Source organism: Microbacterium enclense (genome assembly GCF_004022425.1).
In the GTDB taxonomy this organism is placed as follows: Bacteria; Actinomycetota; Actinomycetes; order Actinomycetales; family Microbacteriaceae; genus Microbacterium; species Microbacterium enclense_A.
Map to the genome: position 1 here is coordinate 1 of NZ_RBZY01000001.1, position 21,670 is coordinate 21,670.

General features: G+C 71.9%; 23 protein-coding genes and 1 tRNA gene. 13 read left to right on the forward strand and 11 right to left on the reverse strand.

Annotated features, from left to right (window positions below; genetic code table 11):
* The first annotated feature begins 181 nt into the window (after nt 1-181).
* Entirely contained in the window at nt 182-613 is a 432-nt protein-coding gene (locus D8Y23_RS00005; RefSeq protein ID WP_128216126.1) for a MarR family winged helix-turn-helix transcriptional regulator, read from the forward strand.
* Between the two features lie 50 nt (nt 614-663).
* Here D8Y23_RS00005 and D8Y23_RS00010 read toward each other — a convergent pair whose 3' ends face one another.
* Nucleotides 664-2,160 (reverse strand): L-serine ammonia-lyase, iron-sulfur-dependent, subunit alpha, encoded by a 1,497-nt coding sequence (locus D8Y23_RS00010; protein ID WP_164878081.1) that lies wholly within the window; start codon nt 2,158-2,160, stop codon nt 664-666.
* A gap of 147 nt (nt 2,161-2,307) precedes the next feature.
* Here D8Y23_RS00010 and D8Y23_RS00015 point away from each other — a divergent pair.
* Nucleotides 2,308-2,380: transfer RNA gene (locus D8Y23_RS00015), tRNA-Arg, on the forward strand.
* 201 nt (nt 2,381-2,581) lie between these two features.
* A complete protein-coding gene (locus D8Y23_RS00020) occupies nt 2,582-2,911 on the forward strand; it encodes a hypothetical protein (protein ID WP_128216128.1) in 330 nt (109 codons plus the stop codon).
* Nucleotides 2,912-2,933: 22 nt separating this feature from the next.
* On the opposite strand, the gene D8Y23_RS00025 is transcribed toward D8Y23_RS00020, so the two are convergent.
* Together D8Y23_RS00025 and D8Y23_RS00030 are read right to left on the reverse strand one after the other, a co-directional pair.
* Nucleotides 2,934-3,551: an asparagine synthase gene (locus D8Y23_RS00025; protein WP_128216129.1), complete on the reverse strand. Its 618-nt coding sequence runs from the start codon at nt 3,549-3,551 to the stop codon at nt 2,934-2,936.
* Nucleotides 3,552-3,601: 50 nt separating this feature from the next.
* Nucleotides 3,602-4,030, reverse strand: a complete 429-nt coding sequence (locus D8Y23_RS00030) for a YdeI/OmpD-associated family protein (RefSeq protein ID WP_128216130.1) — start codon at nt 4,028-4,030, stop codon at nt 3,602-3,604.
* A 319-nt stretch (nt 4,031-4,349) separates the two neighbouring features.
* Between D8Y23_RS00030 and D8Y23_RS00035 the strand changes: the two genes are divergently transcribed.
* From D8Y23_RS00035 to D8Y23_RS00050, 4 genes are all read left to right on the forward strand, one after another.
* Complete coding sequence (locus tag D8Y23_RS00035) at nt 4,350-4,760, forward strand: DUF4383 domain-containing protein (RefSeq protein WP_128216131.1); 411 nt, start codon at nt 4,350-4,352, stop codon at nt 4,758-4,760.
* A gap of 2 nt (nt 4,761-4,762) precedes the next feature.
* Entirely contained in the window at nt 4,763-5,290 is a 528-nt protein-coding gene (locus D8Y23_RS00040) for a hypothetical protein (protein ID WP_128216132.1), read from the forward strand.
* 123 nt (nt 5,291-5,413) lie between these two features.
* Complete coding sequence (locus D8Y23_RS00045; protein ID WP_428844458.1) at nt 5,414-6,238, forward strand: oxygenase MpaB family protein; 825 nt, start codon at nt 5,414-5,416, stop codon at nt 6,236-6,238.
* 247 nt (nt 6,239-6,485) lie between these two features.
* A complete protein-coding gene (locus D8Y23_RS00050; protein ID WP_128216134.1) occupies nt 6,486-7,043 on the forward strand; it encodes a DUF1992 domain-containing protein in 558 nt (185 codons plus the stop codon).
* Between the two features lie 103 nt (nt 7,044-7,146).
* On the opposite strand, the gene D8Y23_RS00055 is transcribed toward D8Y23_RS00050, so the two are convergent.
* Together D8Y23_RS00055 and D8Y23_RS00060 are read right to left on the reverse strand one after the other, a co-directional pair.
* Nucleotides 7,147-7,977: an aldolase/citrate lyase family protein gene (locus tag D8Y23_RS00055; RefSeq protein WP_128216135.1), complete on the reverse strand. Its 831-nt coding sequence runs from the start codon at nt 7,975-7,977 to the stop codon at nt 7,147-7,149.
* Nucleotides 7,974-9,422, reverse strand: a complete 1,449-nt coding sequence (locus D8Y23_RS00060) for a cation:dicarboxylate symporter family transporter (RefSeq protein ID WP_128216136.1) — start codon at nt 9,420-9,422, stop codon at nt 7,974-7,976. The genes D8Y23_RS00055 and D8Y23_RS00060 overlap by 4 nt, the downstream gene beginning before the upstream one ends.
* 133 nt (nt 9,423-9,555) lie before the next feature.
* Here D8Y23_RS00060 and D8Y23_RS00065 point away from each other — a divergent pair, with 133 nt between their 5' ends.
* Nucleotides 9,556-11,160: a sensor histidine kinase gene (locus tag D8Y23_RS00065; protein ID WP_128216137.1), complete on the forward strand. Its 1,605-nt coding sequence runs from the start codon at nt 9,556-9,558 to the stop codon at nt 11,158-11,160.
* Nucleotides 11,157-11,840 carry a response regulator gene (locus tag D8Y23_RS00070; protein ID WP_128216138.1) on the forward strand — a complete coding sequence of 228 codons (684 nt, stop codon included), beginning with the start codon at nt 11,157-11,159 and terminating at the stop codon, nt 11,838-11,840. The genes D8Y23_RS00065 and D8Y23_RS00070 overlap by 4 nt, the downstream gene beginning before the upstream one ends.
* A gap of 155 nt (nt 11,841-11,995) precedes the next feature.
* On the opposite strand, the gene ald is transcribed toward D8Y23_RS00070, so the two are convergent.
* Nucleotides 11,996-13,081 (reverse strand): alanine dehydrogenase, encoded by a 1,086-nt coding sequence (ald, locus tag D8Y23_RS00075; protein WP_128216139.1) that lies wholly within the window; start codon nt 13,079-13,081, stop codon nt 11,996-11,998.
* 151 nt (nt 13,082-13,232) lie between these two features.
* Here ald and D8Y23_RS00080 point away from each other — a divergent pair, with 151 nt between their 5' ends.
* Nucleotides 13,233-13,706 carry an Lrp/AsnC family transcriptional regulator gene (locus tag D8Y23_RS00080; RefSeq protein ID WP_128216140.1) on the forward strand — a complete coding sequence of 158 codons (474 nt, stop codon included), beginning with the start codon at nt 13,233-13,235 and terminating at the stop codon, nt 13,704-13,706.
* 65 nt (nt 13,707-13,771) lie between these two features.
* On the forward strand, nt 13,772-14,695 hold the full coding sequence (locus tag D8Y23_RS00085) for a hypothetical protein (protein ID WP_128216141.1): 924 nt from the start codon (nt 13,772-13,774) through the stop codon (nt 14,693-14,695).
* Between the two features lie 87 nt (nt 14,696-14,782).
* Here the strand turns inward: D8Y23_RS00085 and D8Y23_RS00090 are convergent, their stop codons facing one another.
* Nucleotides 14,783-15,646 (reverse strand): NAD(P)H-binding protein, encoded by an 864-nt coding sequence (locus tag D8Y23_RS00090; RefSeq protein ID WP_128216142.1) that lies wholly within the window; start codon nt 15,644-15,646, stop codon nt 14,783-14,785.
* An 85-nt stretch (nt 15,647-15,731) separates the two neighbouring features.
* On the opposite strand from D8Y23_RS00090, the gene D8Y23_RS00095 reads away from it, so the two are divergent.
* On the forward strand, nt 15,732-16,454 hold the full coding sequence (locus D8Y23_RS00095; protein WP_128216143.1) for a TetR/AcrR family transcriptional regulator: 723 nt from the start codon (nt 15,732-15,734) through the stop codon (nt 16,452-16,454).
* Nucleotides 16,455-16,510: 56 nt separating this feature from the next.
* On the opposite strand, the gene mmuM is transcribed toward D8Y23_RS00095, so the two are convergent.
* The 4 genes from mmuM to D8Y23_RS00115 all read right to left on the reverse strand — a co-directional run bounded on the left by mmuM (nt 16,511) and on the right by D8Y23_RS00115 (nt 20,205).
* Entirely contained in the window at nt 16,511-17,353 is an 843-nt protein-coding gene (mmuM, locus tag D8Y23_RS00100; protein WP_128216144.1) for a homocysteine S-methyltransferase, read from the reverse strand.
* Entirely contained in the window at nt 17,350-17,859 is a 510-nt protein-coding gene (locus tag D8Y23_RS00105; RefSeq protein WP_128216145.1) for a MarR family winged helix-turn-helix transcriptional regulator, read from the reverse strand. Before D8Y23_RS00105 ends, mmuM begins: the two co-directional genes overlap by 4 nt.
* Before the next feature lie 76 nt (nt 17,860-17,935).
* Nucleotides 17,936-19,048: a glycerate kinase gene (locus D8Y23_RS00110; RefSeq protein ID WP_128216146.1), complete on the reverse strand. Its 1,113-nt coding sequence runs from the start codon at nt 19,046-19,048 to the stop codon at nt 17,936-17,938.
* Between the two features lie 155 nt (nt 19,049-19,203).
* Nucleotides 19,204-20,205, reverse strand: coding sequence for a LacI family DNA-binding transcriptional regulator (locus D8Y23_RS00115; protein ID WP_128216147.1), 1,002 nt, complete (start codon nt 20,203-20,205; stop codon nt 19,204-19,206).
* A gap of 173 nt (nt 20,206-20,378) precedes the next feature.
* Between D8Y23_RS00115 and D8Y23_RS00120 the strand changes: the two genes are divergently transcribed.
* A complete protein-coding gene (locus tag D8Y23_RS00120) occupies nt 20,379-21,665 on the forward strand; it encodes an ABC transporter substrate-binding protein (protein WP_128216148.1) in 1,287 nt (428 codons plus the stop codon).
* Nucleotides 21,666-21,670: the final 5 nt, after the last annotated feature.

Below are 21,670 nucleotides of genomic sequence, written 5' to 3' on the forward strand. Positions count from 1 at the left end.
ACCTCACCGTTATAGAGTCATCGCACGGTAGCCGTTTTGCTGTGGCGGATACCGACATGTGATTGCAGGACACTCTTGGTGCAGAGGGCCGGTCGGATGCCGCTTCGACCGGCCCTTCCTGTATTCACCGACATGGACGTGGCACCGCCGGGAAGCCCAGGGACACCTCTACCCTGAGTGCATGACCGATCGTCGCCTCGCCGTCCAGGCTTGGGAGAGCCTGTTCCGTGCGCAGCACGAGGTGTTCGAGGACCTCCGCACCGACTTCGAGTGCTCCGAGCTGTCGCAGGCGGAGTACGACGTGCTCCTCACGGTGACGCGCCGCCGCGGCATGACGGCGCGCCTGCGCGACGTGACGGCGAACATGCTCATCAGCCAGCCGAGCGTCTCGCGTCTCGTGGAGCGCATGGTCGCCCGCGGACTCCTAACCAAGTGCGCCGACCCCGAGGACGGGCGTGGTTCGCTCGTGACGGCGACCGAGGCCGGCGCGGTGGCGTTCCGCCGGCTTGCATCCGCGCACGCGACGTCGATCGCCGACCGCATGGCGCGCCTCGACGACACCGAGCTCGCCCAGCTCCACGCGCTCACGGCGAAGCTCCGCGACCCCCGCTGACGGGGCGGCCGCCTGCACGGAACTCCTTCGGCGCCGCGTCCGACCGCGCGTCAGCACTCGATGACGTTGACCGCGAGGCCGCCTTCGCTGGTCTCCTTGTACTTCGTCGACATGTCGATGCCGGTCTGCCGCATCGTCTCGACCACGGTGTCGAGCGAGACGTAGTGCGTGCCGTCGCCGCGCAGCGCGAGGCGGGCCGCCGTCACGGCGGTCGACGCGGCGATCGCGTTCCGCTCGATGCACGGGATCTGGACGAGCCCACCCACCGGGTCGCACGTGAGACCGAGGTGGTGTTCCATCGCGATCTCTGCGGCGTTCTCGATCTGCCGGTTCGTCCCGCCCATGACGGCGGTCAGTCCGCCCGCGGCCATGGCGCACGCCGAGCCGACCTCGGCTTGGCATCCGCCCTCCGCCCCCGATATCGAGGCGTTGTTCTTGAACAGCGACCCGAGCGCCGCGGCCGTCAAGAGGAAGCGACGGATGCCGCGGCGCCGGTTCGCCTCGGCGACTCGCGCTTCGTCCCACCCGGCGGCTTCGTCGGGGGTCGCGGCGCGGCCGTGGAAGCCGAGCAGGGCACTCCCGACGAGCTCGCCGTGCGGCGTGACCGCATTGCCGACCCCCAGCCCCGAATCGGCGAGGAACCGCCACCAGTACATCCCAACGGCGGGAAGGATGCCGGCCGCCCCGTTCGTGGGGGCGGTGACGACGCGCCCGCCCGCGGCGTTCTCCTCGTTCACCGCCAGCGCGAACGCCCCGAGCCACTCCCCCGGCAGTTCGCGGTGGCCCTCGGCCTCGATCTCCTCCAGCTGCGCGCGGATGACCGACGCGCGCCGCTTCACTTTCAGGATGCCGGGCAGGACCCCGGCGTGGCTCAGCCCGGCGTGGACGCAGGAGGCCATGGCATCCCAGATCCGATCGAGCCCGTCGGCGATCTCCGCGTCGGTGCGCAGCGCCTGTTCGTTGCGGCGTGCGGCCTCGGCGATCGTGATGCCGTGCTCGTCGCACAGCGCGAGGAGAGTTGCGGCATCGGTGTACGGGAAGGGCACCGGCGCGGCGGCGACCCGCGGCGGCTCGCCCTCGCGCCGGATGAACCCGCCGCCGATGGAGTAGTACGTGTCCTCGGCGAGGACCGCGCCGTCGGCGGCGCGCGCCGCGAGCGTCATCGCGTTGGGGTGCCCCGGCAGACGCTTGCGCGGCGCGAAGACGATGTCGTCCTTGGAGAACGGGATGCAATGACTCCCGGCGAGCGCGAGCACCTGTCCGTCCGGCCAGTTCGACCACGCCCGCCTCACGGCATCCGGATCCACCGTCTCGGGGTCCAGCCCCTGCAGGCCCGCGACGACCGCGTCGGGGGTACCGTGCCCGATCCCGGTCGCGCCGAGCGAGCCGTACAGGGCGCACGAAATGGATGCCACGTTCGCGAGCGCCTGCGTGGAGCGCAATCTCGCGGCGAAATCGGCGGCCGCCCGCAGCGGGCCGACCGTGTGGGAGCTCGAGGGTCCTACACCGATGGAGAACAGCTCGAACGCCGAGACGTAGGCGCTCATGCAACCAGCGTACGTTCGCGCCCTCTTCACCGCCCGTACATGCACACGCCACGCCCGAGATCCTGTGCCGTCCGCGCCGATTAGACCTCTGCGCCGTTGCCGTCTATGCTGGACCACGGCCTGCGCGCCGTTTCGCGCGGAGGCCCTGCGCCCGTAGCTCAATGGATAGAGCATCTGACTACGGATCAGAAGGTTAGGGGTTCGAGTCCCTTCGGGCGCACACTGTGTTGAGACAGTGAGAGGCCCGGTCTGGAGAAATCCGACCGGGCCTTGTCTCATTTCCGGGCACCCGCGTCCCACCCGGAGACGCCGACCGCGGGACTTTGGGCCGGATCGCGCAAAAGGGACTTTGGTCCCTCCCTTCCCCGCCCACGGGGGCGTACGCTCTCGGCACACTCACGGGTACGCAAAGGGGCTCCCGATGTTCGGTTTTCGACGGGCGACGCCCGAGGTCACGTGGAAGGTGATCGAGGACGACTTCGTCCTCGGCGCCTGCGCGCGGCGCATCTTCGGGTACGCCAGTCGTGGCACCGACGGTTCATGGTCGGCGTTCGATGACGAAGCGCGTCCGATCGGCACATTCGCCGAACCGTCGCACGCGAAAGCCGCGCTGTGGCAGGCTCATCACGAAGCCCACGGCACGACGTGTGCAGCCCCCCTCGACATCCGACCGAGACGGGCTGCGGACCGCGGGTCCGTCCCCCTCGCCGACACGTCCGGCCGCGTCGCGGCGCACCCGGCGTCCTGGTAACGGCCCACAGGTCTCCGTTCCGTCAGGCCGAGGGCGACTTCTTCTTCTTCGGCAAAGCTGCCTCAGCGCCCTCGACGGGTGCGGCCGCCGCCTGCTCTTTCGCCCGCTTCTTCGCCTGCGAGGCGAGACGAGCGAGGTCGACCATGCGCAGCGCATCCATGCGGGCGCGGCGCATCGTGGCGTAGTCGGGGTCGGCATCCGCCGTCATCCCCTCGACATCGAGGCGCTTCGACAGGTTCTGCTCGACATCGCCCCACGCGGCGGCGCGTGCCGCCGCGACGAGGCCGTCGACTCGGACGGGGTCGTCGGCGAAGTCGCGCAACTCCTTCGCGACGCCGCGCGACTGACGGGCGCGACGCCTCAGGTTGCGGGTGTCGCGGTCACGGTAATCGTGGGTGCCCGACGAGTCGGAGAAACGCCCCCACGCGCGCTTGCGCTGCTGTGTCACGCGGTCGGCGGCCTGGTCCTGCTCGGCGGCGAGGGCGCGGAGCGTCTCGCGAGCGAACTGCGCGAACACGTCACCGTCGAAATGCCCCCCGCGGGCGATCGTCTCGACCAGGATGCGGTTGCGCACGGTGAGCCGCGCCGCGGCGGTCGCGATCGACAGCCCCTCGGCGATGGCATCCTTCGTCCGGCCCACGCGACCTCCCGCTCCAGGCTATCGTCCGGCCCGGACGCGCGAGTGCGCCGTCAGGTCAGCGCGGCGACGATCTTCGCGATGCGACGGGCCCGCGTCTCGGGGGCCTTGGCCTCGGCGACGCTCCCCGCGTGCGCCTTGCGCGTGCTCGGGGCGAGCCGGTCGAACGCCGCCCGCGCCCCGGCTGCGTCGAGGGCAGCGGCGAGGTCGTCGGGCACCTCCACCGTCCGCTCGGTGGTGTCCAGCGTCAGTTCGACGGTGATCGGGTCGCCGCCTGCGAGACCCGTGGCCGCCCGCTTGTCGGCAGAGAACGGGATCAGCTGACGCCCGCCCATGACGGCCAACGTGCTCGAGTACACGTGGCCGTTGACGTCGACGGTGACCGCGGCGCGTTTGCCGCCGCCGAGTCCTTCGACCACCTCCGCGGGAACCTCGATGCCGGTGTTGTTGCCCATCTGGAGCAATGTCGTCTCGAACCTCATGCGGTGAGTGTGCCAGAGACGCACCTAGGTGAACAGCGGCGGAAGCGCAATCCCCACGTCACAGCCTGTTCGCTTCCGTATGGTCGGATTCGTTGCGGAGGGCCTCGGAGAGTACTCGGGGGCCTTCTGTCGTATCCGGCGTGCGTCCCCGCGCGCGTTCACCACCACGGCCGCACGACGCGGTGATCGCCGGGCGGTGCGCATGCGCGCCTACCGCATGGCATCCATCCCCGCAAAGCCCAATCCGAATCTCTCATCCTCTCCGAAGATGTGTGAAAGGCGGCCGAGTGGTCGCTGTCAGAACTCTGGGAGGTTCATCATGAGCTCGTCACCGAATCGTCTCGTCGCCACCGTCTTCGGCGCCGTCTACCTGCTCGTCGGTCTGCTCGGCTTCGCCGTCACCGGCGGCGTCGGATTCATCGCCACCGACGGCGGACTGCTGCTCGGCATCTTCGAGGTGAACCCGCTGCACAACATCGCGCACCTCCTCATCGGTGCAGCGCTGCTGGTCGCTGGTCTCGCCAACGTGCGTGCCGCCAAGAGCGTCAACATCGCGGTCGGCGCCGTCTACCTGCTTCTGGGCATCGTCGGCTTCTTCCTGGTCGAAACCCCCGCGAACATCCTCGCGCTGAACGTTCCCGACCACTTCCTGCACCTCGCGAGCGCCGTCGTGCTCCTCGGCGTCGGTCTCGGCACCGAGCGCAGCGTCCCCCGCACCGCGGCGGTCTGAGCGTGAACGCCGCGACCTTCGTGCGGTCGTGGCCCTCCGTGTCCGCGTGGGGGGCCGGACTGATCACGGCCGCCCTCGGTGCGGGCGCGATCGTCGGACCGGGCTCCGGGGCCGCCTCGCGCGGCCTCGGAGCGGGGCTGGTCGCCCTCGGCGTGGCCGCGCTCGTCTGGGGCGGAGCCGCCCTCGCGGTCGGGCGCCTGGTGGCCCCGCGGTGGGCGCTGTCGGGTGTGCTGCTCTCGCTTCTGACGACGGCTGCCCTCATGTTCGTCCTCCCCGCGCACACGAGTGTGCTCGCGGTCGCTGCGGCCGCGCTTCTGCTGATGTCGGTCGGAGCGGCTGCGGCCATCGAGGTGCGCCGACGCGGACGTGGGACCGAGACCCCGCGGACGGCTCAGCCGATGAGCGTCGTCGGGCTCTTGGTCGCCGCGGCGGTCATCGCCGTCGTCGTCACCCCGGCCCTGGGTGCGACGCAGAACGCCGTCCTGTTGCGGGACGACGGCACCGTCCCCGTGATCACCCACGATCACTGATCCGACCCTCCCCCGTCGGCGGGATGGCAGGCTGGAGAGGTGACGTCCTCACCCCCGGTCCCGGCGCCCGTCGCGCGGTTGCGCGCCAAGCTCCTCACCGCCCTCGCCGGCGATCCGACCGGCATGGCGCCGTACGTCCGGGCGATCGCCGAGGGCGATGACGGCGGCTACTTCGTCGAGAACGGTCCCGCGTGGACCGTTCACGCCGGGATGGGCACTCTGGTCGCCGGCATCCGCGCCCTGTTGCTCCAGGCGCTGCACCCGGGAGCCCTCGCGGGCGTGCACGACTGGTCGCGGTACCGCGAGGACCCGATCGGACGCCTCACCGGCACCGTGCGCTGGGTCATCACGCTCACGTACGGATCGAAGACCCAGGCGGATGCCGAGACCGCCCGCGTCGGACGCTTCCACCAGCGCGTACGCGGGGCGTACGTCGGCGGCGACGGGACCGAGCGCGCCTACACGGCCGAGGACGGCGATCTCGTGCGCTGGGTGCACATCGCCTTCACCGACGCGTTTCTGCGCAGCCATCAGGCCTTCGGCGGATCGATCCCCGGCGGCGCGGACGCCTATGTCGCCGACTGGGCCACGGCCGGCCGCCTGATGCGGATCCCCGACCCGCCACTGACCGAAGCGGGGCTCCGCGCCGAGCTCGAGGGCTTCCTCGACCGCGGGGAGCTGCGGCGCGACGAACGCGTCGACGACGTCGTGCGGTTCCTGCGGAAGCCTCCCTTCACCGGGATGATGGGCCTCGCCTACCGCGTGCTCTTCGCCGCGGCCGTGGCGACCTTTCCCCCGCGTCTTCGACGGCTGCTCGGCGTACGGCGGTCCGTGCTGCCGGTGAAGACCGCGACGCGGCTGATCCTGCGGGTCACCGAGCGGGCGCTCGGCTCCGGCCCGCGTGCGCAGGACATGGCGCGGCTCCGGCTGCGGCGGCTCGGGCTGTAGCGCGGCGCGGCCCTCGTTCAATGTCCGGAACACGCGGACGCGCTCGCGCGGCATCCGCGTGTCTTGGACACCGAACCCGGGCGGCGGCGGGGAGCGCCGCACAACTCCTGCAGAATCCCCGGAGCGGCGGCATCCGGACCTCGCGAGCGGGCATCTGCCGGAGTTGCGCGCCCCGCGTCGGCGAGGCGACGCCACCCGCCACACCCCGACGTAGCCTGGAACGATCCGAGCACACGGCGGAGGCGGCATGAGCGACGACCCGAGACAGGCGGCCGAGCGGTATCGCCTCGACCGGCAGATGCGGGATGCCGGAATGGAACCCGAGTCCGCCGAATCGCCCGCGCGCGGCTCGACGGCCGCCGAGCGGGCCGCGTTCGTCGAGACGTCGATCCAGCAGGCCATCCGACGCGGTGAGTTCGACGACCTCCCCGGCGCCGGGAAGCCGCTCCGCGACCTGGGCGGCGGTCACGACCCGGACTGGTGGATCCGCCGCAAGATCGAGACGGAGAAGCTGTCGGGGCTGGGGCCGCCCGCACTGACTCTGCGAGTCGAGCATGCCGAACTCGCGCAGCGGATGGATGCGATCTCGCGCGAGGGCGACGTCCGCGAGGCGCTCGAAGACTTCAACCGCCGCGTCATCGAGGCCCGTCGGCAGTTGCTCGGCGGACCGCCGGTGGTCACGCCGACGGTGGACGTGGATGCCGAGATCGCGGCGTGGGCGTCCCGTCGCCGCGCGCGCGATGCCGCGCCCGCCGTCGCACCCCCGCCGCCGGCGCGCCGTCGCCGCTGGTTCCGTCGGCGCTGAGCACCCTCGAACGCACACGATCGGGCCGAACGCACACGTTCAGACCGGGCGGAACGTGTCCGTTCGCGCGGAACGTGTGTTCTCGGCAGCCGCGACCGACGCGTCAGAGGCGCGCCAGCGCCTCGGCGCGGGCCACCAGCGCGCGGGCGCGGGCCAGGGCCGGGGCGTACGAGCCGTCGACGGGGCCGTCGGGAACGGCCGTGAGCAACGCCCGAGCCGCGTCCACCTCGACCGGCGCCGGCGTGAAGCCGTGGTGCGCGCCCGCGATCGCGGCATCCCTCAACGCCAGCGTGCCGGTGAAGCCCATCGCGGCGGCGTGCTCGGCGGCATCCCGCGCCTGCTCGACCGCGCCGCACGGGCCGTCGATAGGCCCAGCGATCCCCGCCGCGGCCGAGGCCACGACCAGCTGCGCCCGCGGCCACGACAGCGCGATGCGGTCGGCTGCCATCCCGGTGTCGCGGCGGAAGTCGCCCGTGCCGAACGCCAGGCGCCGGGTCGCGGGGTGCGCGGCGATCGCGGGGGCCGACAGCAGCGCCGCGGCCGACTCGATCATCGCCACGATCGGCACGCCGGCGGGGAGGGATGCCGCGACGTGGGCGACGTCGGCGGGTCCGGCGCACATCGCCAGCACGACGCCGGCGAGCCGATCGCCCAGCACGCGGCCGAGCGCGAGATCGGCCTCGCCGTCCGGGGTGCCGGCGGCACTGATGCGCAACCACACCGGCGCGGTCTCGGCGGCGCGGCGGGCCCGTTCGCGGCCCTCGGCCTTGCGCGCGGAGGGGAGTCCGTCCTCGAGGTCGAGCACGAGCACGTCGGCCGCGGTGTCGACGGCCGCGACCAGAGGCGAGCGCAACAGCCACGTGCGGGCGAGGTCCACGCGCGCGGGGGCGGGGGCGGCCGAAGCCACCCCCGCCGGGGAAGAGGTCACGCTCACGAACGGCTCCGGGCCGCCGCCTCCGCCTCCGCCTGGGCACGGAAAGCGTTGAGCGCCTGCGTGTCGACGGCCGCGGGTCCGGTTCCCGCTTCGAGCGACGCCTGCTCCTTGGCATCCGCCGCGGGCGTCGCGGAGTGGTCGTGCCCGGTGAGGAGCGTCTCGTCGAAGGGGATGCGGCCCGCGAGGACGTCGCTGACGCGTTCACGGTCGTACTGCTTCGTCCAGGCTCCGATGAGGATCGTCGCCACCGCGTTACCGGTGAAGTTCGTCACCGCCCGGGCCTCGGACATGAACCGGTCGATGCCGACGATGACGCCGACGCCGTTGACGAGGTCGGGGCGGTAGGCCGACAGGCCGCCGGCCAGGGTCGCCAGGCCCGCGCCGGTGACACCGGCCGCGCCCTTGGAGGCAATGATCATGAAGACGAGGAGACCGATCTGCTCCGGGATCGACATCGGGGCACCCATGGCGCTGGCGATGAAGAGCGAGGCCATCGTGAGGTAGATAGCGGTGCCGTCGAGGTTGAACGAGTAACCGGTCGGGACGGTGATGCCGACGACGGGCTTCGAGACGCCGAGGTGCTCCATCTTGGCGATGAGGCGCGGAAGCGCGGCCTCCGACGACGAGGTGCCCACGATGAGGAGGTACTCGCGGCCGAGGTACTTCATGAGCGAGAAGATGTTGACCCGCGTGACCGCGAAGAGCAGACCACCGAGGACCACAGCGATGAACAGGAAGCAGGTCAGGTAGAAGGCGCCCATCAGGATGCCGAGGCTGATCACGGCCCCGAAGCCCGTCTTGCCCACGACCGCGGCGATGGCGCCGAAGGCTCCGATCGGGGCGAGCCACAGGATCATGCCCAGGATGCGGAAGACCAGGACCTGGAAGTTGCGGATGGCGTCGACCATCCGGGCGCCGCGCTCGCCCATGCGCTGCAGGGCGAAGCCGACGAGCAACGCGATGAAGAGCACCTGCAGGATGCTGCCGCCCGTGAACGCCGAGAAGAACGTGGTGGGAATGATGCCCAGGATGAAGTCCTGCGTGGTCGTCGGCTCGGCCGCCGCCTCGTACGTGGCGCCGGCGATGTTGAGGCCCTCACCGGGGTGGATGATGTTGCCCACGAACAGGCCGATGCCGAGTGCGAAGGTCGACATCACGATGAAGTACAGCAGCGCCAGTCCGCCGATGCGCCCGACCGTGGATGCCTTCGCGATCGACCCGATCCCGACGACGATGGTGCAGAAGATGACCGGGGCGATCATCATCTTGATGAGGTTGACGAAGCCCTTGCCGACCGGTTCGAGACCGACGGCGAACTGCGGGGCGACCAGGCCGACGACCACGCCCGCCACCACGGCGACGATGACGGCGATGTACAGCCAGTGGTTCGGGTCGATTTTCCTGCGCGGACGACCGTCGCGGGTGGTGCGGAGTGAGAGAGACATCGGCGACTTCCCCTTTTCCTAACGTCTTCGTTGAGTCCGGCGGGGCCGCCGGGCAATGCCATGACTTTCCTCGACCGCGGCACCCGGGGCGATTTGTGGTCGTATTGTTCACGGCAGACCGGAAAGGCGTGGCATGCGATTGAGCGTGGGCGGACGGCTGGCGATGGTGTCGCTGGGCGTCGTCGTGCTGGTCGCGGTCGTGCTGGCGGCGTTGATGTCGGTGCAGCTGTCGGACTCCGGCCAGCGGCAAGCGGAGCAGGTCACCCGCTCGGTGGCCGAGACCCTCGCACACGAACCGGACGTCGCCGACCTCGTCCGCGCCGCCGACTCGGCCACCCTGCAACCGATGGTCGAGGCGATCCTCTCCGACGCCGACCTCTCGTTCGTCACGATCATGTCGACCGACGGCATCCGGCTGACCCACCGCAACCGGTCGGAGATCGGCCAGCAGTACCTGGGCTCGCGGGAGGAGGCGCTCGCCGGCCGCACGCACACCGAGGTGTACGACGGCACGCTCGGACCCTCGGTCCGCACGATCGCTCCGATCCGGGAGGGCGGGGCGGACGCCGGCGAGATCGTCGGTCTCGTCTCGGTGGGCGTCACCCTCGGGGAAGTGCAGGCGGACCTCGCCGCGCGCGTCCCGCTGATCATCGCCGCTGCCGCCGGCATCGTGGGCGTCGGCATCCTGGGTGCCCTGTACGTCCGCCGGAGCGCCCGCCGCGTCACCGGCTCGTACACCCCGCGCGAGCTCGCCCGGCTCGTCGAGAGCTACGAGACCGTGCTGCACTCCCTGCGCGAGGGCCTCGTCGTCACCGATCGCACCGGCCGGATCGTGCTGTACAACGACGAAGCCGCCGACCTCCTGGGCCTGCCGCCGGCGACGGAGGGGCAAATGAGCCTCGACCCGCGTGAGACGGACATGGATGCCACCCTGGCCGACGCGATCGTCTCGGGCCGCCGCATGGTCGAGGAGACCGTCGCCACCGGCGACCGCGTGCTGCTGGTGAATCAGGAGGAGGCGCGGGATCTGACCGGACGCCGCGCACCCGAACGCGGGCGGGTCATGACCCTCCGCGACCGCTCCGAACTGCAGGCACTGCTCGGCGAGCTGGAGGGCGTCCGCACGCTCAGCGACACGCTCCGCTCGCAGACGCACGAGCACGGCAACCGGCTGCACGCGCTACTGGCGCTGCTCGAACTCGGCCGGATCGACGACGCGCGGCGTCTCATCGTGGCATCCACCGAAGACCGTCAGGATCTCGCCGACCGCCTGGTGTCGGGTAACGACGGCGCCGTGGTCGTCGCGCTCCTGCTCGGCAAGCTCGATGAGGCGGCCGAGCACGGGGTCGCCCTCGACCTCGACGTCGACGAGCGGACGCCCGCGCTCCCTCTGGCCGCGGCCGAGGCGGTCACCGTGGTCGGCAACCTCGTGGACAACGCGATGGATGCCGCGACCGCCGGCGCCGATCCGCGCTGGGTGCGGGTGTCCTTGACGCGCCGGGGTCCCGACGTCGTGATCGAGGTCAGCGACAGCGGACCGGGGTTCGACCCCGCCCTCGGCGACCCGTTCGCCTTCGGCGCGTCGACCAAGCGCGCCGCGGCCCCCGGCGGACGGGGCGTCGGTCTCGCGCTCGTGCACGACATCGTCGCGGCGCACGGCGGGACGCTCCACGTCACCGATGCGCCGACGACCGTGCGCGTGGTGCTGCCCGCGCCGGTCGAGGCGGTGCCGGCGTGATCCGCGTGCTCGTCGTCGACGACGACGCCCTCGCCCTGGAACTGCACGCCGCGTACGTGGGCCGCCTCCCCGGGTTCGAGGTCGTCGGCCAGGCCGCGGGCGCCCGCGCCGCGCTCACCGCGATCGCCGATCCCGCCCGGCCCATCGACCTCGTGCTGCTGGACATGACCATGCCCGACGGCGGCGGCCTGGACGTCGCCCGACGCGTGCGCGCGATGGGCGCAGGCGTGGACATCATCGCGGTGACGGCGGTCCGGGATGCCGCGACCGTCCGCGCCGCGGTGTCGTCCGGGGTCGTGCAGTACCTCATCAAGCCGTTCACGTTCGCCGCGTTCCGCGAACGTCTCGAGGCCTACCGCGCGTACGTCGATGGCTTGGACCGAGCGGCCGGCGATGCCACGCAGTCCGAGGTCGACGCGCTCCTCGGGACGCTGCGCACCGTCGCAGCCCCCACGCTGCCGAAGGGCCTGAGCGACGAGACGCTGCAGGCCGTCGCCGAACGTGTGCGCACGGCATCCGGGTCGCTGTCGTCGACCGAGGTCGGCGAGCACGAGGGCATGTCGCGGGTCACCGCCCGTCGCTACCTCGAGCACCTCGCCGACGTCGGCCGCGTGCGCCGCGAGCCCCGCTACGGCGCGCCCGGGCGCCCCGAGATCACGTACGCCTGGGTCCGCGGCTGACGCCCCGCGCCGCCCCGCGCCGCGTCACCGTCCCCCGTTCGGTGTCCAGAACACGCGGACGTCGCACGCCGGCATCCGCGTGTCTTGGACACTCAACCTCGGTACGCCGAGGCCTGCCGCGCCGCCTGAACGGGCGGACCGGCGCGCACCCGGCGTCAGAGGTCGAACGCGGCCCGCACGCCCTCGTTCACCACGACGCCGGCACGGACGTTCAGGCCCTTCGCGAGGGTCGGATCGGCGGATGCCGCAGTCTCCCAGCCCGCATCGGCGATGCGGGTGATGTACGGCAGCGTGGCGTTCGACAGGGCGCGCGTGGAGGTGTGCGGCACCGCTCCGGGCATGTTCGCGACGCAGTAGTACAGCGAGTCGTGGACGCGGAACGTGGGTGCGTCGTGGGTGGTCGGGCGCGAGCCCTCGAAGCAGCCGCCCTGGTCGATCGCGATGTCGACGAGGACCGAGCCGGACTTCATCGCGGCCACCATGTCATCCGTGACCAGCTTCGGTGCGGCGGCTCCGGGGATCAGCACCGAGCCGATGACGAGGTCGGCATCGGCGAGCTGCTCGGCGATCTCCAGGCGTGTCGACGCGCGCGTCTGGATGGCCCCGCCGAAGCGCTCCTCGAGCTGACGGAGCTTCGGCATTGAGATGTCGATGACGGTGACGTGCGCACCGAGGCCGAGCGCGTTCGCCGCGGCGTGCTCGCCCGCGACGCCGCCGCCGATGACGACGACCTTCGCCTTGGGCGTTCCGGGCACACCGCCGGGAAGCAGACCGCGACCGCCCGAGGCCCGCAGCAGGTGATGCGCCCCCTCGATGATCGACAGGCGTCCGGCGACCTCGCTCATGGGCGCCAGGAGCGGTAGCGCGCGATCCGCGGTCTGCACGGTCTCGTAGGCGACGGCCGTCGTCCCGGCCGCCATCAGGGCGTCGGTGAGGGGACGGTCGGCCGCGAGGTGCAGGTAGGTGAAGAGCGTGAGGTCGGCCCGGAGGTACCCGTACTCGGGGGCGATGGGCTCCTTGACCTTGACGAGGAGTTCGGCACGAGCCCACGTGTCGTCGGCGGTCACGACGATCTCCGCCCCGGCAGCGCGGTACTGGTCATCGGAGAACCCGCTGCCCTCACCGGCTCCGGCCTGGACGAGCACCTCGTGCCCGCGATGGACCAGAGCGTCGACGCCCGCGGGCGTCATCGCGACGCGGTTCTCGTTGTTCTTGATCTCGGTGGGTACGGCGACGCGCATCGGTCTCTCCTCTGAGTGGTCGTGGCAGGAGGATCGCAGAAATGCATGTTTCGGCGGCGTAAACCGGCAGATTCTTCGAGCCGGATGCCAATTTCCCCCGTATCTTCGAAGCACGGCCCATTTCTCACTGCCCGTCACCGAAGGATCTGCGATGCCCGACGACGACCTTCACCCCCTCGACGTCCGCATCATCGAGCTGCTCTCGGCCGACGCGCGGACGACCAACGCCGCCCTCGCCGACGCGCTCGGGGTCGCGGCATCCACCGCCCACGCCCGCGTCCGTGCACTTCTCGACCGGGGGCTGATCACCGGCTTCCACGCCGCGGTCGACCAGGCCCGGCTCGGTCGCGGACTGCAAGCGATCGTCGGGGTCACCCTGCGTCCCGGCCAGCGGCACGAGAGCATCCGCGCGTTCGCCCAGGAGGTCCGACGCCACCCCGACGTCATCCAGCTGTTCTTCCTCGGCGGCGCCGACGACTTCCTCGTGCACATCGCCGTCGACGACTCGTCGGCCGTGCGCCGCTTCGTCGTCGATCAGCTCTCGGCCCGGCACAGCGTGGCATCCACGCGCACGAGCATCATCTTCGAATACCACCGCAACGCGCTCGCGGCGGATTTCGCCTGAGCGATCGCACCACCCGCCGGTAGGGTGACGGAAACCGCAGTCCACCGCACCGGCGAGGGGGAATTGTGCTGCTGACCATCGGGCTCGCCGTCATGTGCATCGGTGTCGCCTTCGGCGTCGTCGGCATCGCCTTGCCCCGATCCTCGGCACCGTTGCCGTTCACCACGTTCATCCAGTACGCCGTCATGGCGGGGATCTTCTCGATCGGGGCGACGGTGATGTACGTGGTCCACCGGTACGACGGCGCGCGGCTGGCCCTCGTCGTCGGCGATGCCACGATGGTGTTGGCGTCCGGCACGATGGCGGTCGCGCTCGGCGGACTGTCCCCTCGCCGCCGCCGGGCGGCCCTCGCGCTGGTCGCGGTGACCGCTATCGCGGTGGGCGCATGCACGGCGGCGACCAGCGAGGACGTATCGCTGGTGATCAAGGCCGCCGTCCTGGCCCTGGTGTGCACCGTGTGCGCACTCGCGGCTGCCCGTTCACCGGTGGCGCCCCGTCGGCCCGCGTCACTGATCGCCGCCGCGATGGCGCTGTACGCGGTCTACTCCGCCGCGCGCGCGCTCGTGGGCACGACGACGGGGTGGGCGGGAGCGGTGGGAGCGGTGTTCCGTTCGCTGGAGATCGGTTCCGCGGTCGCCATCGCCACGGTCCTGGTCTGCGGACTGGGCATCATCCTGTCTCTCCGTTCCTCGGCGCGGGACTCCGACGGTGCGCCCCGCGAGCACTCCGTCGTCGTGATCGGCGACGCCCCGCTCGTCGCGAGCGCGTTCGGGCCCGGCCGTCTCCGGTCGCTCGTGGACGAATTGCGGGCGGCGGCCCACGAACTCGACGACCGCGCGGTCGATGTCCGCAACGGTGTGGCGACGGCGCTGCCCGCGGCGCTGCCGACGCTCGGCGAACAGATGCAGAACAGCTTCGGGTGGAGCCCGGAGGAGATCGCCCTCCTGACGGACGGCGACGGTCGACGCGGACGCACGGAGCGACACTGACCCGGGCCGCCGCGCCGGCCGCCCCGCGCGGCGGCGATCTCCTTCCCCGCACGTGCTCGCGGCGGTCTCGGCGGCGATCGACGGGCGTCAGGCCGCGCGCTCGACCAGGGACTCGACCACCTCGCTCACCGAGGCGGGCTCTCGACCGAGGAGGTCGCGCAGCGCCGGCGCGGTGTCGCCGAACAACCCCTGCGCGGCGGCCTGGAACACGCCCAGCGAGAAGCGCGCCCGCCCCTCCGGCTGCCCCGCGTCGACCCACGCGCGCACCCAGTCCTCGGAATCGACGATCTCGAACCCGATGTCCTGTCCCCGCGCGGCCGCGAGCCGGGCGGTCACGCTCGCGAAGAGCGGGGCGTCGGTCGCGGTGAGTGTCAGAGGTCCCGTCGGCAACGCGGCGGAGCGCAGCAGCACCGCGGCCGCTTCGGCCGCGTCGTCGCGCGACGTCCACGACACCGGACCGTCGGCCGGCACCGACACCATCCCGGTCTCTCGCCACGGGCCGAGGAGCCAGGGAAGGCTGTGCGCGTAGAAGCCGTTGCGCAGCGAGGTCCAGGGCACCGCCGAGGCGGCGAGGATCTCTTCGGTGGCGGCGTGGTCACGCGCCGGCGGGAACGGGGATGCCGCGTGCGCACCCTGGTGACTCGTGTAGAGGATGTGTCCCACCCCCGCCGCGACGGCGGCCTCGATCGCGCCGCGATGGAGCGCGACGGCGTCGGCAGCGGGGTCGCTCGAGGAGACGAGCAGCAGGCGGTCGGCGCCCTCGAACGCGTGGCGAAGGCCCGCGGGGTCCTCGTATCGCCCCTCGAGCACCGTCACCCCCGCCTCGGCGAACCTCGCGGCACGGGCCGGGTCGCGGACGACGACCGTGAGCTCGGAGGGATCGAGGTCGCCCAGGAGCAGGTCGGCGGTGCGCCCGTTCAGGGCGCCCGTGGCGCCGGTGATGGTGATCATTGTGACATCCGTTCTGTTATCGCTGGAAACAGCACGAAGCTAACAGTGATTACCGCCGATAACAAGACCGCGTTATCATCGGTGCATGAGACCCCTTCCGGGCCGCGACGACGTTCGCCGGCGCATCCTCACCGCCGCGGCGGACCTGCTCCGCGAGGACGGAGCGACGGGCGTCACGACCCGGGCGGTGGCAGAACGCGCGGGAGCCCAGGCGCCGACGATCTACCGCTTGTTCGGCGACAAGGAAGGCCTCCTCGACGCCGTCGCGGAACGCGCGCTCGCCGACTTCGGGGCGGCCAAATCCGCCGAGTTGTCTCGTGACGCGGGCTCCACCGATCCGGTCGAAGACCTGCGGCGCAGTTGGAATCAGACGGTCCGGTTCGGCCTCGAGCACCCCGACCTGTTCGTCATCATGAGCGACCCTCGACGAGGTCGGGACTCGCCCGCGATCGTCGCCGGAGCCCGGGCGCTCGAGGAGCGCATCCGACGCGTGGCAGCCGCGGGGTCTCTTCGCGTCTCCGAGTCCGAGGCCGTGACGATGATCCACGCCGCGGGCACGGGCGCCGTCATCGCGCTGCTCGAACAGGAAGCGGACGCGCGCGACCCGCGCATCGCGGAGTCGTTGTTCAACGCCGTCCTGGCCCACATCCTCACCGATCCGGTGGCGAAGGAGTCGGAACCCACCGAGGCCCCGGCACGCGTCGCTGCCGTGACATTGCGCGCGTTGACCCCCGGCCTCGCCGCCCTCTCCCCCGGAGAACGCGCTCTCCTCGCGGAGTGGCTGGGCCGGGTGATCGACACGCCCTGACACGACCCGCCCGGGCCGACTCGCCGCGCCGTGCGGTGCGCCCGGCCCGGAGGCCGTTAGCGGACGGCGGCGGCGATCGCGGCGATGTCCACCGGGGTCGAGCGACAGCATCCGCCGACGAGACGGGCGCCCGCGGCCACCCAGGCGGGCGCTGCCTCGGCGAGCACACCCACGCCTCCGCTCCAGGTGCGGGTCGTGGCATCCCATCGCTCGCCGGTGTTCGGGTAGGCGACGAGCGGAACGGCCGGGGCCTGGGCGAGAGCCGGACCGACGCTCGTCGGCGCGCAGCAGTTGACGCCGACGGCGATGACCCCCGGGATGGATGCCGCCGTGCGCAGGGTCGCGGCGAGCGCCCCCGAGCGGGCGTAGCCGGCACTGTCGGCGGACAGGCTCACGAACGCGGGGACGCCGAGATCGGCGAGTTCGAGCGCGAGCGCCTCGACCTCGAGCGCCGACGGGATGGTCTCGACGGCGAGCAGGTCGGCCCCCGCCTCGGCGAGCACCGCGAGGCGCCGGCGGTGTCCGGCGCGCAGCTGCGCCAGGTCGAGACCGTAGGCACCGGTGTACTCGCTGCCGTCGGCCCGGAGGGCGCCGATCGGACCGACGGATGCCGCGACCAGGCCCTCCCCGGCGTCCCGCGCGAGCGACACCGACCGCCGCAGGAGCGTGTCGACCTCGGCATCCGGAATCTGCCCGCCGAAGCCGACCTGGTACGAGGCCGTGATCAGGACGTCCGCGCCGGCGGCGGCGAACTCCGCGTGCGCGGAGCGCACCTCGTCCGGATCGTCGCGCAGCACGCGAGCCGACCAGAGCGCCGACGACACGTCGTTGCCGCGGGCCTCGAGCAGGGTGCCCAGACCTCCGTCGAGGACGAGGGGACGCGTCGCGAGATCGATCACGCCTCGTGGGTCTCGCCGGCGGCGAGGACCCGCAGCACCCGCGCGAGCAGAGCCTGATCGGCGCGGTTGACATCGCGCAGCGCCTCGGCCTCGAGGCGGACGAGCTCGGTCATAGCGGCATCCACGCGTTCGATGCCCTCGGGCGTGATGGCCACGAGGATCGCCCGGCCGTCGGAGGGGTTCGGGCGACGGGTGACGAGCCCGCGCTCGGCGAGCTTGTCGAGGCGGTTGGTCATCGCCGCGCTGCCGATCATCGTGGCCGAGATGAGGCGCGTGGCGCTGAGCTCGGTGCCCGCACGGCGGAGGACGGCGAGGACGTCGAACTCCCACACGGCGATCTCGGCACTGGCGAAGGCGCGAGCGCGGAGCTTCGACAGGTGGAACGCGGCGCGGCGCAGTCGCGACATGACGTCGAGGGGGGTCAGGTCGACCTCGGGCAGCAACTGCGACCAGGCGTCGATGAGGAGATCGACCTCGTCGTCTTTGCTGCTGGAGAGACTGGACACACATCGACGGTACCCGAGCCGGGATGCCACTCGGCCGCGGCCCGCCCGTCTCCCGCGAAATCTCGGCTCGAGGCCCTCAGCCGAGCTGCTCCGCGAGCGCCGCGCCCGCGGCGGTGAGCCAGCGACCCGGGTCACCCAGCGCCGCGCCGGTGGATCCGGCCAGGTCGGCGAGCGCGACCGCCGCACCGAAGCCGGTGGTGTCGGCATCCGACGCGATGCGACCCGCGACGAGACCGACCCGGCGCCCCTCTGCGCGGGCCCGCGCCGCGACCCGCGCCGGGGCCTTCCCCGCGGCGGAGCTGGCATCGAAGGAGCCCTCCCCCGTGACGACCACGTCGGCACCGCCCACGGCCTCGGCGAGACTCAGGAGGTCGGCAACGCGTTCCGCTCCGGGAACCAGCTCCGCGCCCCAGGCCCGCAGCGCGGCGCCGGTTCCGCCGGCCGCCCCGGTTCCCGGATGAGCCGGGTCGGTGCCGAGCATCACCGCCGCACGCGCGAGCGCGGCATCCGCCGCGGTGACGTCCTCGGGGCCGAGCCCCTTCTGCGGCCCGAAGACCGCGGCCGCGCCGGCCGGTCCGGTCAAGGGGCTGCGCACGTCCGTGAGCACGAGCGCCCCGCCCGTCGGGAGCGCGCGGAGTCCGTCGCGATCGATGCGCGCGGCGGTCTGCACGCCGCGCAATCCGGGTACGACGTCGTCGCCCTCGGCATCCGTGATCCTCGCCCCGAGGGCGGCGAGCATCCCGAAGCCCGCGTCGGTCGACGCGCTCGACCCGATCGCGAGGACGAGGCGCGAGACACCGTGGTCGAGGGCGGCGACGATCGCCTGACCGAATCCCCGCGTATCGGCGTCGAACGGGCGCAGCGCACCGTCCAGCAGTTCGATGCCCGAGGTCGATGCGAGTTCCACGACCCCCGTTCCGTGCGGGGCGTCGTCGGTCGAGGGAAGAAGGACCCAGGATGCCGCGACCCCGCGCCCGTCTGGACCGGTGACGGTCACCGGCATCCGTCGTGCTCCGCGCACGGCCGCGAGGAAGGCGTCGAGGGTTCCTTCGCCGCCGTCCGCCATGGGCAGCTCGACGATCGCGTCGCCCGGGCGGACCGCACGCCAGCCCGCGGCGAGCGCGGCGGCCGCTGCCGCCGCCGAGATCGATCCCTTGAAGCCGTCCGGGGCGAGAAGCACGCGCGTCACGCGCCGACCCTACCGCGGGGGATGGCCGGGGTGCGGAGCGGCCTGGCGGGGCGGCCCCGACCGCGAGACCGCACCCGGCTGACAAACCCACTGCAGCCCGCAGCCGAAATGTCAGCCCACTGCAGTCTCGGCACCCACGGCCCCGGCCCGCACGCTCAGCGCGCGGGCGGCGCTGCCGTCGTCCCGCGGGCGACCAGGCGCGTCGCGAGCCGCACGTGCGTCTCGGGCAGATCCTCCCCGGCGAGCAGCGCCAGGACCATGCGCACGGCCTCGGCCCCGAGGACCTTCATGGGCTGGCGCACCGTCGTCAGCGGCGGTTGCGCGCGCGCCGCCTCGGGCACGTCGTCGAAACCGACGACCGAGAGATCGTCGGGCACGCGCAGTCCGCGCTCGATCGCGACCCGCACGATCGACAGCGCCGAGAGGTCGTTCGCGGCGAAGACGGCCGTCGGCGGGTCGGGCAGGGCGAGCATCGCCTGCGCCGCTTCGCGCGCGACGTCCTGCTCGTAGTGCCCCTGCCCCACGAGGGACGGATCGAACGGGATGCCGGCGGCCGACAGCGCCTCGCGGTAGCCCGAGGCGCGGGCGACGGCGGAGCGCAGATCGGGACGCCCCGCGATGAAGCCGATCCGGCGGTGTCCGAGCTGGACCAGGTGGTGGACGGCCTGCTGCGCTCCGGTGAAGCTGTCGGATTCGACGGTGGGCAGATCGGCGCGCCCGGTGTGCGGGTCGATCGCGACGATCGGCACCTCGGCCGCGACGTTGACCACCGTGGGGGTGACGAGGATCGCGGCGTCGATGAGAGTCCCGCTGAGGCGGCTGAGCGAGCGGCGCTCCCATCCTTCGCCGTCGCGTCGCGCGCCGGTGTACGCGAGAAGGTCGTACCCGGTGTCGGCGAGCGCGCCGCCGACACCCTTGAGGATCTCGGCCGAGAACGGCTCGATGTCGGCCACGAGCACCCCGATGACCCCCGTCCGGCGAGATCGCATGCTGCTGGCGACCAGACTGGACTCGTAGCCGAGGTCGCGTACCGCGTCGAGGACACGGCCGACGGTCTCGGGCGAGACGCCGTAGCGGCCGTTGACGGCCTTGGACACCGTGGCGACGGAAACCCCCGCCGCCGCGGCGACGTCATGGATGGTGGCACGCCGGCTCATGGCATCCGACCCTAGCGTGGAAATCATTTTCGAAAACGTTTGACGAGCCAGAGTCCGCGGGTGACACTTTTGCAACCCCGGGCCGCACACCCGGACGTGAACGACCGGCATCGATGCCGAAAACCGGAGCATCCCGCACGGGATGCACCTCGACGAAGAGAAACGGGAATCACATGAACACGAGGAAACTCCTCGCAGCGTCGGCCCTCGCGGTCGCCGGCACCCTGGCCCTCGGCGGTTGCGCCGGCGGCGGCGGCGGCGAGAACGCCGACGGAAGCGTCACCCTGACCCTGTGGCACAACTCCACCACGGGTGACGGCAAGCAGTACTGGGAAGACACCGCGGCGGCCTTCGAAGAGGCCAACCCGGGCGTCACCATCGAGATCCAGGCGGTTCAGAACGAGGAGATGGACGGCAAGCTCCAGACCGCGCTGAACTCGGGCGACGCGCCCGACCTGTTCATGGCGCGCGGTGGCGGCAAGCTCGCCGACATCGTCAAGGCCGGTCAGGTCATGGACCTCTCCGACAAGATCACGGAGGAAGCCCGCACGGCCCTCGGCTCGTCGCTGTCGGCGTTCGAGATCGACGGGAAGAACTACGGGATGCCGGTCGCGGTTCTCCCCTCGGGCATCTTCACCTCGCAGGACGTCCTCACCGCCGCGGGCGTGACCGCGGCACCGGCGACGATCACCGAGCTCGAAGCGGCCAACGAGAAGATCAAGGCCACCGGCGTCGCTCCCATCGCCGTCGGTGCGAAGGACGCCTGGCCCGCCGCCCACTGGTACTACAACTTCGCCCTTCGCGCGTGCGCCAAGGAGGTGCTCGACTCCGCAGCCGAGAGCCGCAGCTTCGACGACCCCTGCTGGCTCGAGGCCGGCGAGAACCTCGCCTCGTTCCTCGAGACGCAGCCGTTCAACGAGGGCTTCCTCACCACCGCCGCACAGCAGGGCGCCGGCTCGTCGGCCGGCCTCCTCGCCAACCGGCAGGCCGGTATGGAACTCATGGGCGCCTGGAACCCGGGCGTGATCGCCTCGCTCACCCCCGACCAGCAGCCCCTGTCCGACCTCGGCTGGTTCCCCTTCCCCGAGGTTCCCGGTGGTAACGGCGAGCCCGGCGCCATGATGGGCGGCGTCGACGGGTACTCGTGCTGGGTCAACGCTCCCGAGCAGTGCACCGACTTCCTGAACTTCATCGTCAACCAGGAGAACCAGGAAGCCTACGCCGACGCGTTCCAGACGCTCCCCGCCTCGTCCGAGGCCGTGGGCGCGGTGACCACCCCCGCACTGCAGTCCGTGCTCGAGGCGTACTCCGAGGCGCCCTACGTGACGGTGTGGCTCGACACGCTGTACGGCCAGAACGTCGGCAACGCGCTCAACGTCGCCGTCGTCGACATGTTCGCCGGCAAGGGCGACGCGCAGAGCATCGTCGACGCCGTCAACGCCGCCGCAGCACGCTCCTGAGGACG

What these genes read in the sequence shown, in the direction of transcription:
- D8Y23_RS00050 (WP_128216134.1), top strand. Translation starts at nt 6,486, where the DNA reads ATGAGCGACGACCCGAGACAGGCGGCCGAGCGGTATCGCCTCGACCGG.
- D8Y23_RS00120 (WP_128216148.1), top strand. Translation starts at nt 20,379, where the DNA reads ATGAACACGAGGAAACTCCTCGCAGCGTCGGCCCTCGCGGTCGCCGGC.
- D8Y23_RS00005 (WP_128216126.1), top strand. Translation starts at nt 182, where the DNA reads ATGACCGATCGTCGCCTCGCCGTCCAGGCTTGGGAGAGCCTGTTCCGT.
- D8Y23_RS00045 (WP_428844458.1), top strand. Translation starts at nt 5,414, where the DNA reads ATGGCGCCGTACGTCCGGGCGATCGCCGAGGGCGATGACGGCGGCTAC.
- ald (WP_128216139.1), bottom strand. Translation starts at nt 13,081, where the DNA reads ATGCGCGTCGCCGTACCCACCGAGATCAAGAACAACGAGAACCGCGTC.
- D8Y23_RS00020 (WP_128216128.1), top strand. Translation starts at nt 2,582, where the DNA reads ATGTTCGGTTTTCGACGGGCGACGCCCGAGGTCACGTGGAAGGTGATC.
- D8Y23_RS00080 (WP_128216140.1), top strand. Translation starts at nt 13,233, where the DNA reads ATGCCCGACGACGACCTTCACCCCCTCGACGTCCGCATCATCGAGCTG.
- D8Y23_RS00035 (WP_128216131.1), top strand. Translation starts at nt 4,350, where the DNA reads ATGAGCTCGTCACCGAATCGTCTCGTCGCCACCGTCTTCGGCGCCGTC.
- D8Y23_RS00095 (WP_128216143.1), top strand. Translation starts at nt 15,732, where the DNA reads ATGAGACCCCTTCCGGGCCGCGACGACGTTCGCCGGCGCATCCTCACC.
- D8Y23_RS00060 (WP_128216136.1), bottom strand. Translation starts at nt 9,422, where the DNA reads ATGTCTCTCTCACTCCGCACCACCCGCGACGGTCGTCCGCGCAGGAAA.
- D8Y23_RS00010 (WP_164878081.1), bottom strand. Translation starts at nt 2,160, where the DNA reads ATGAGCGCCTACGTCTCGGCGTTCGAGCTGTTCTCCATCGGTGTAGGA.
- D8Y23_RS00090 (WP_128216142.1), bottom strand. Translation starts at nt 15,646, where the DNA reads ATGATCACCATCACCGGCGCCACGGGCGCCCTGAACGGGCGCACCGCC.
- D8Y23_RS00115 (WP_128216147.1), bottom strand. Translation starts at nt 20,205, where the DNA reads ATGAGCCGGCGTGCCACCATCCATGACGTCGCCGCGGCGGCGGGGGTT.
- D8Y23_RS00065 (WP_128216137.1), top strand. Translation starts at nt 9,556, where the DNA reads ATGCGATTGAGCGTGGGCGGACGGCTGGCGATGGTGTCGCTGGGCGTC.
- D8Y23_RS00030 (WP_128216130.1), bottom strand. Translation starts at nt 4,030, where the DNA reads ATGAGGTTCGAGACGACATTGCTCCAGATGGGCAACAACACCGGCATC.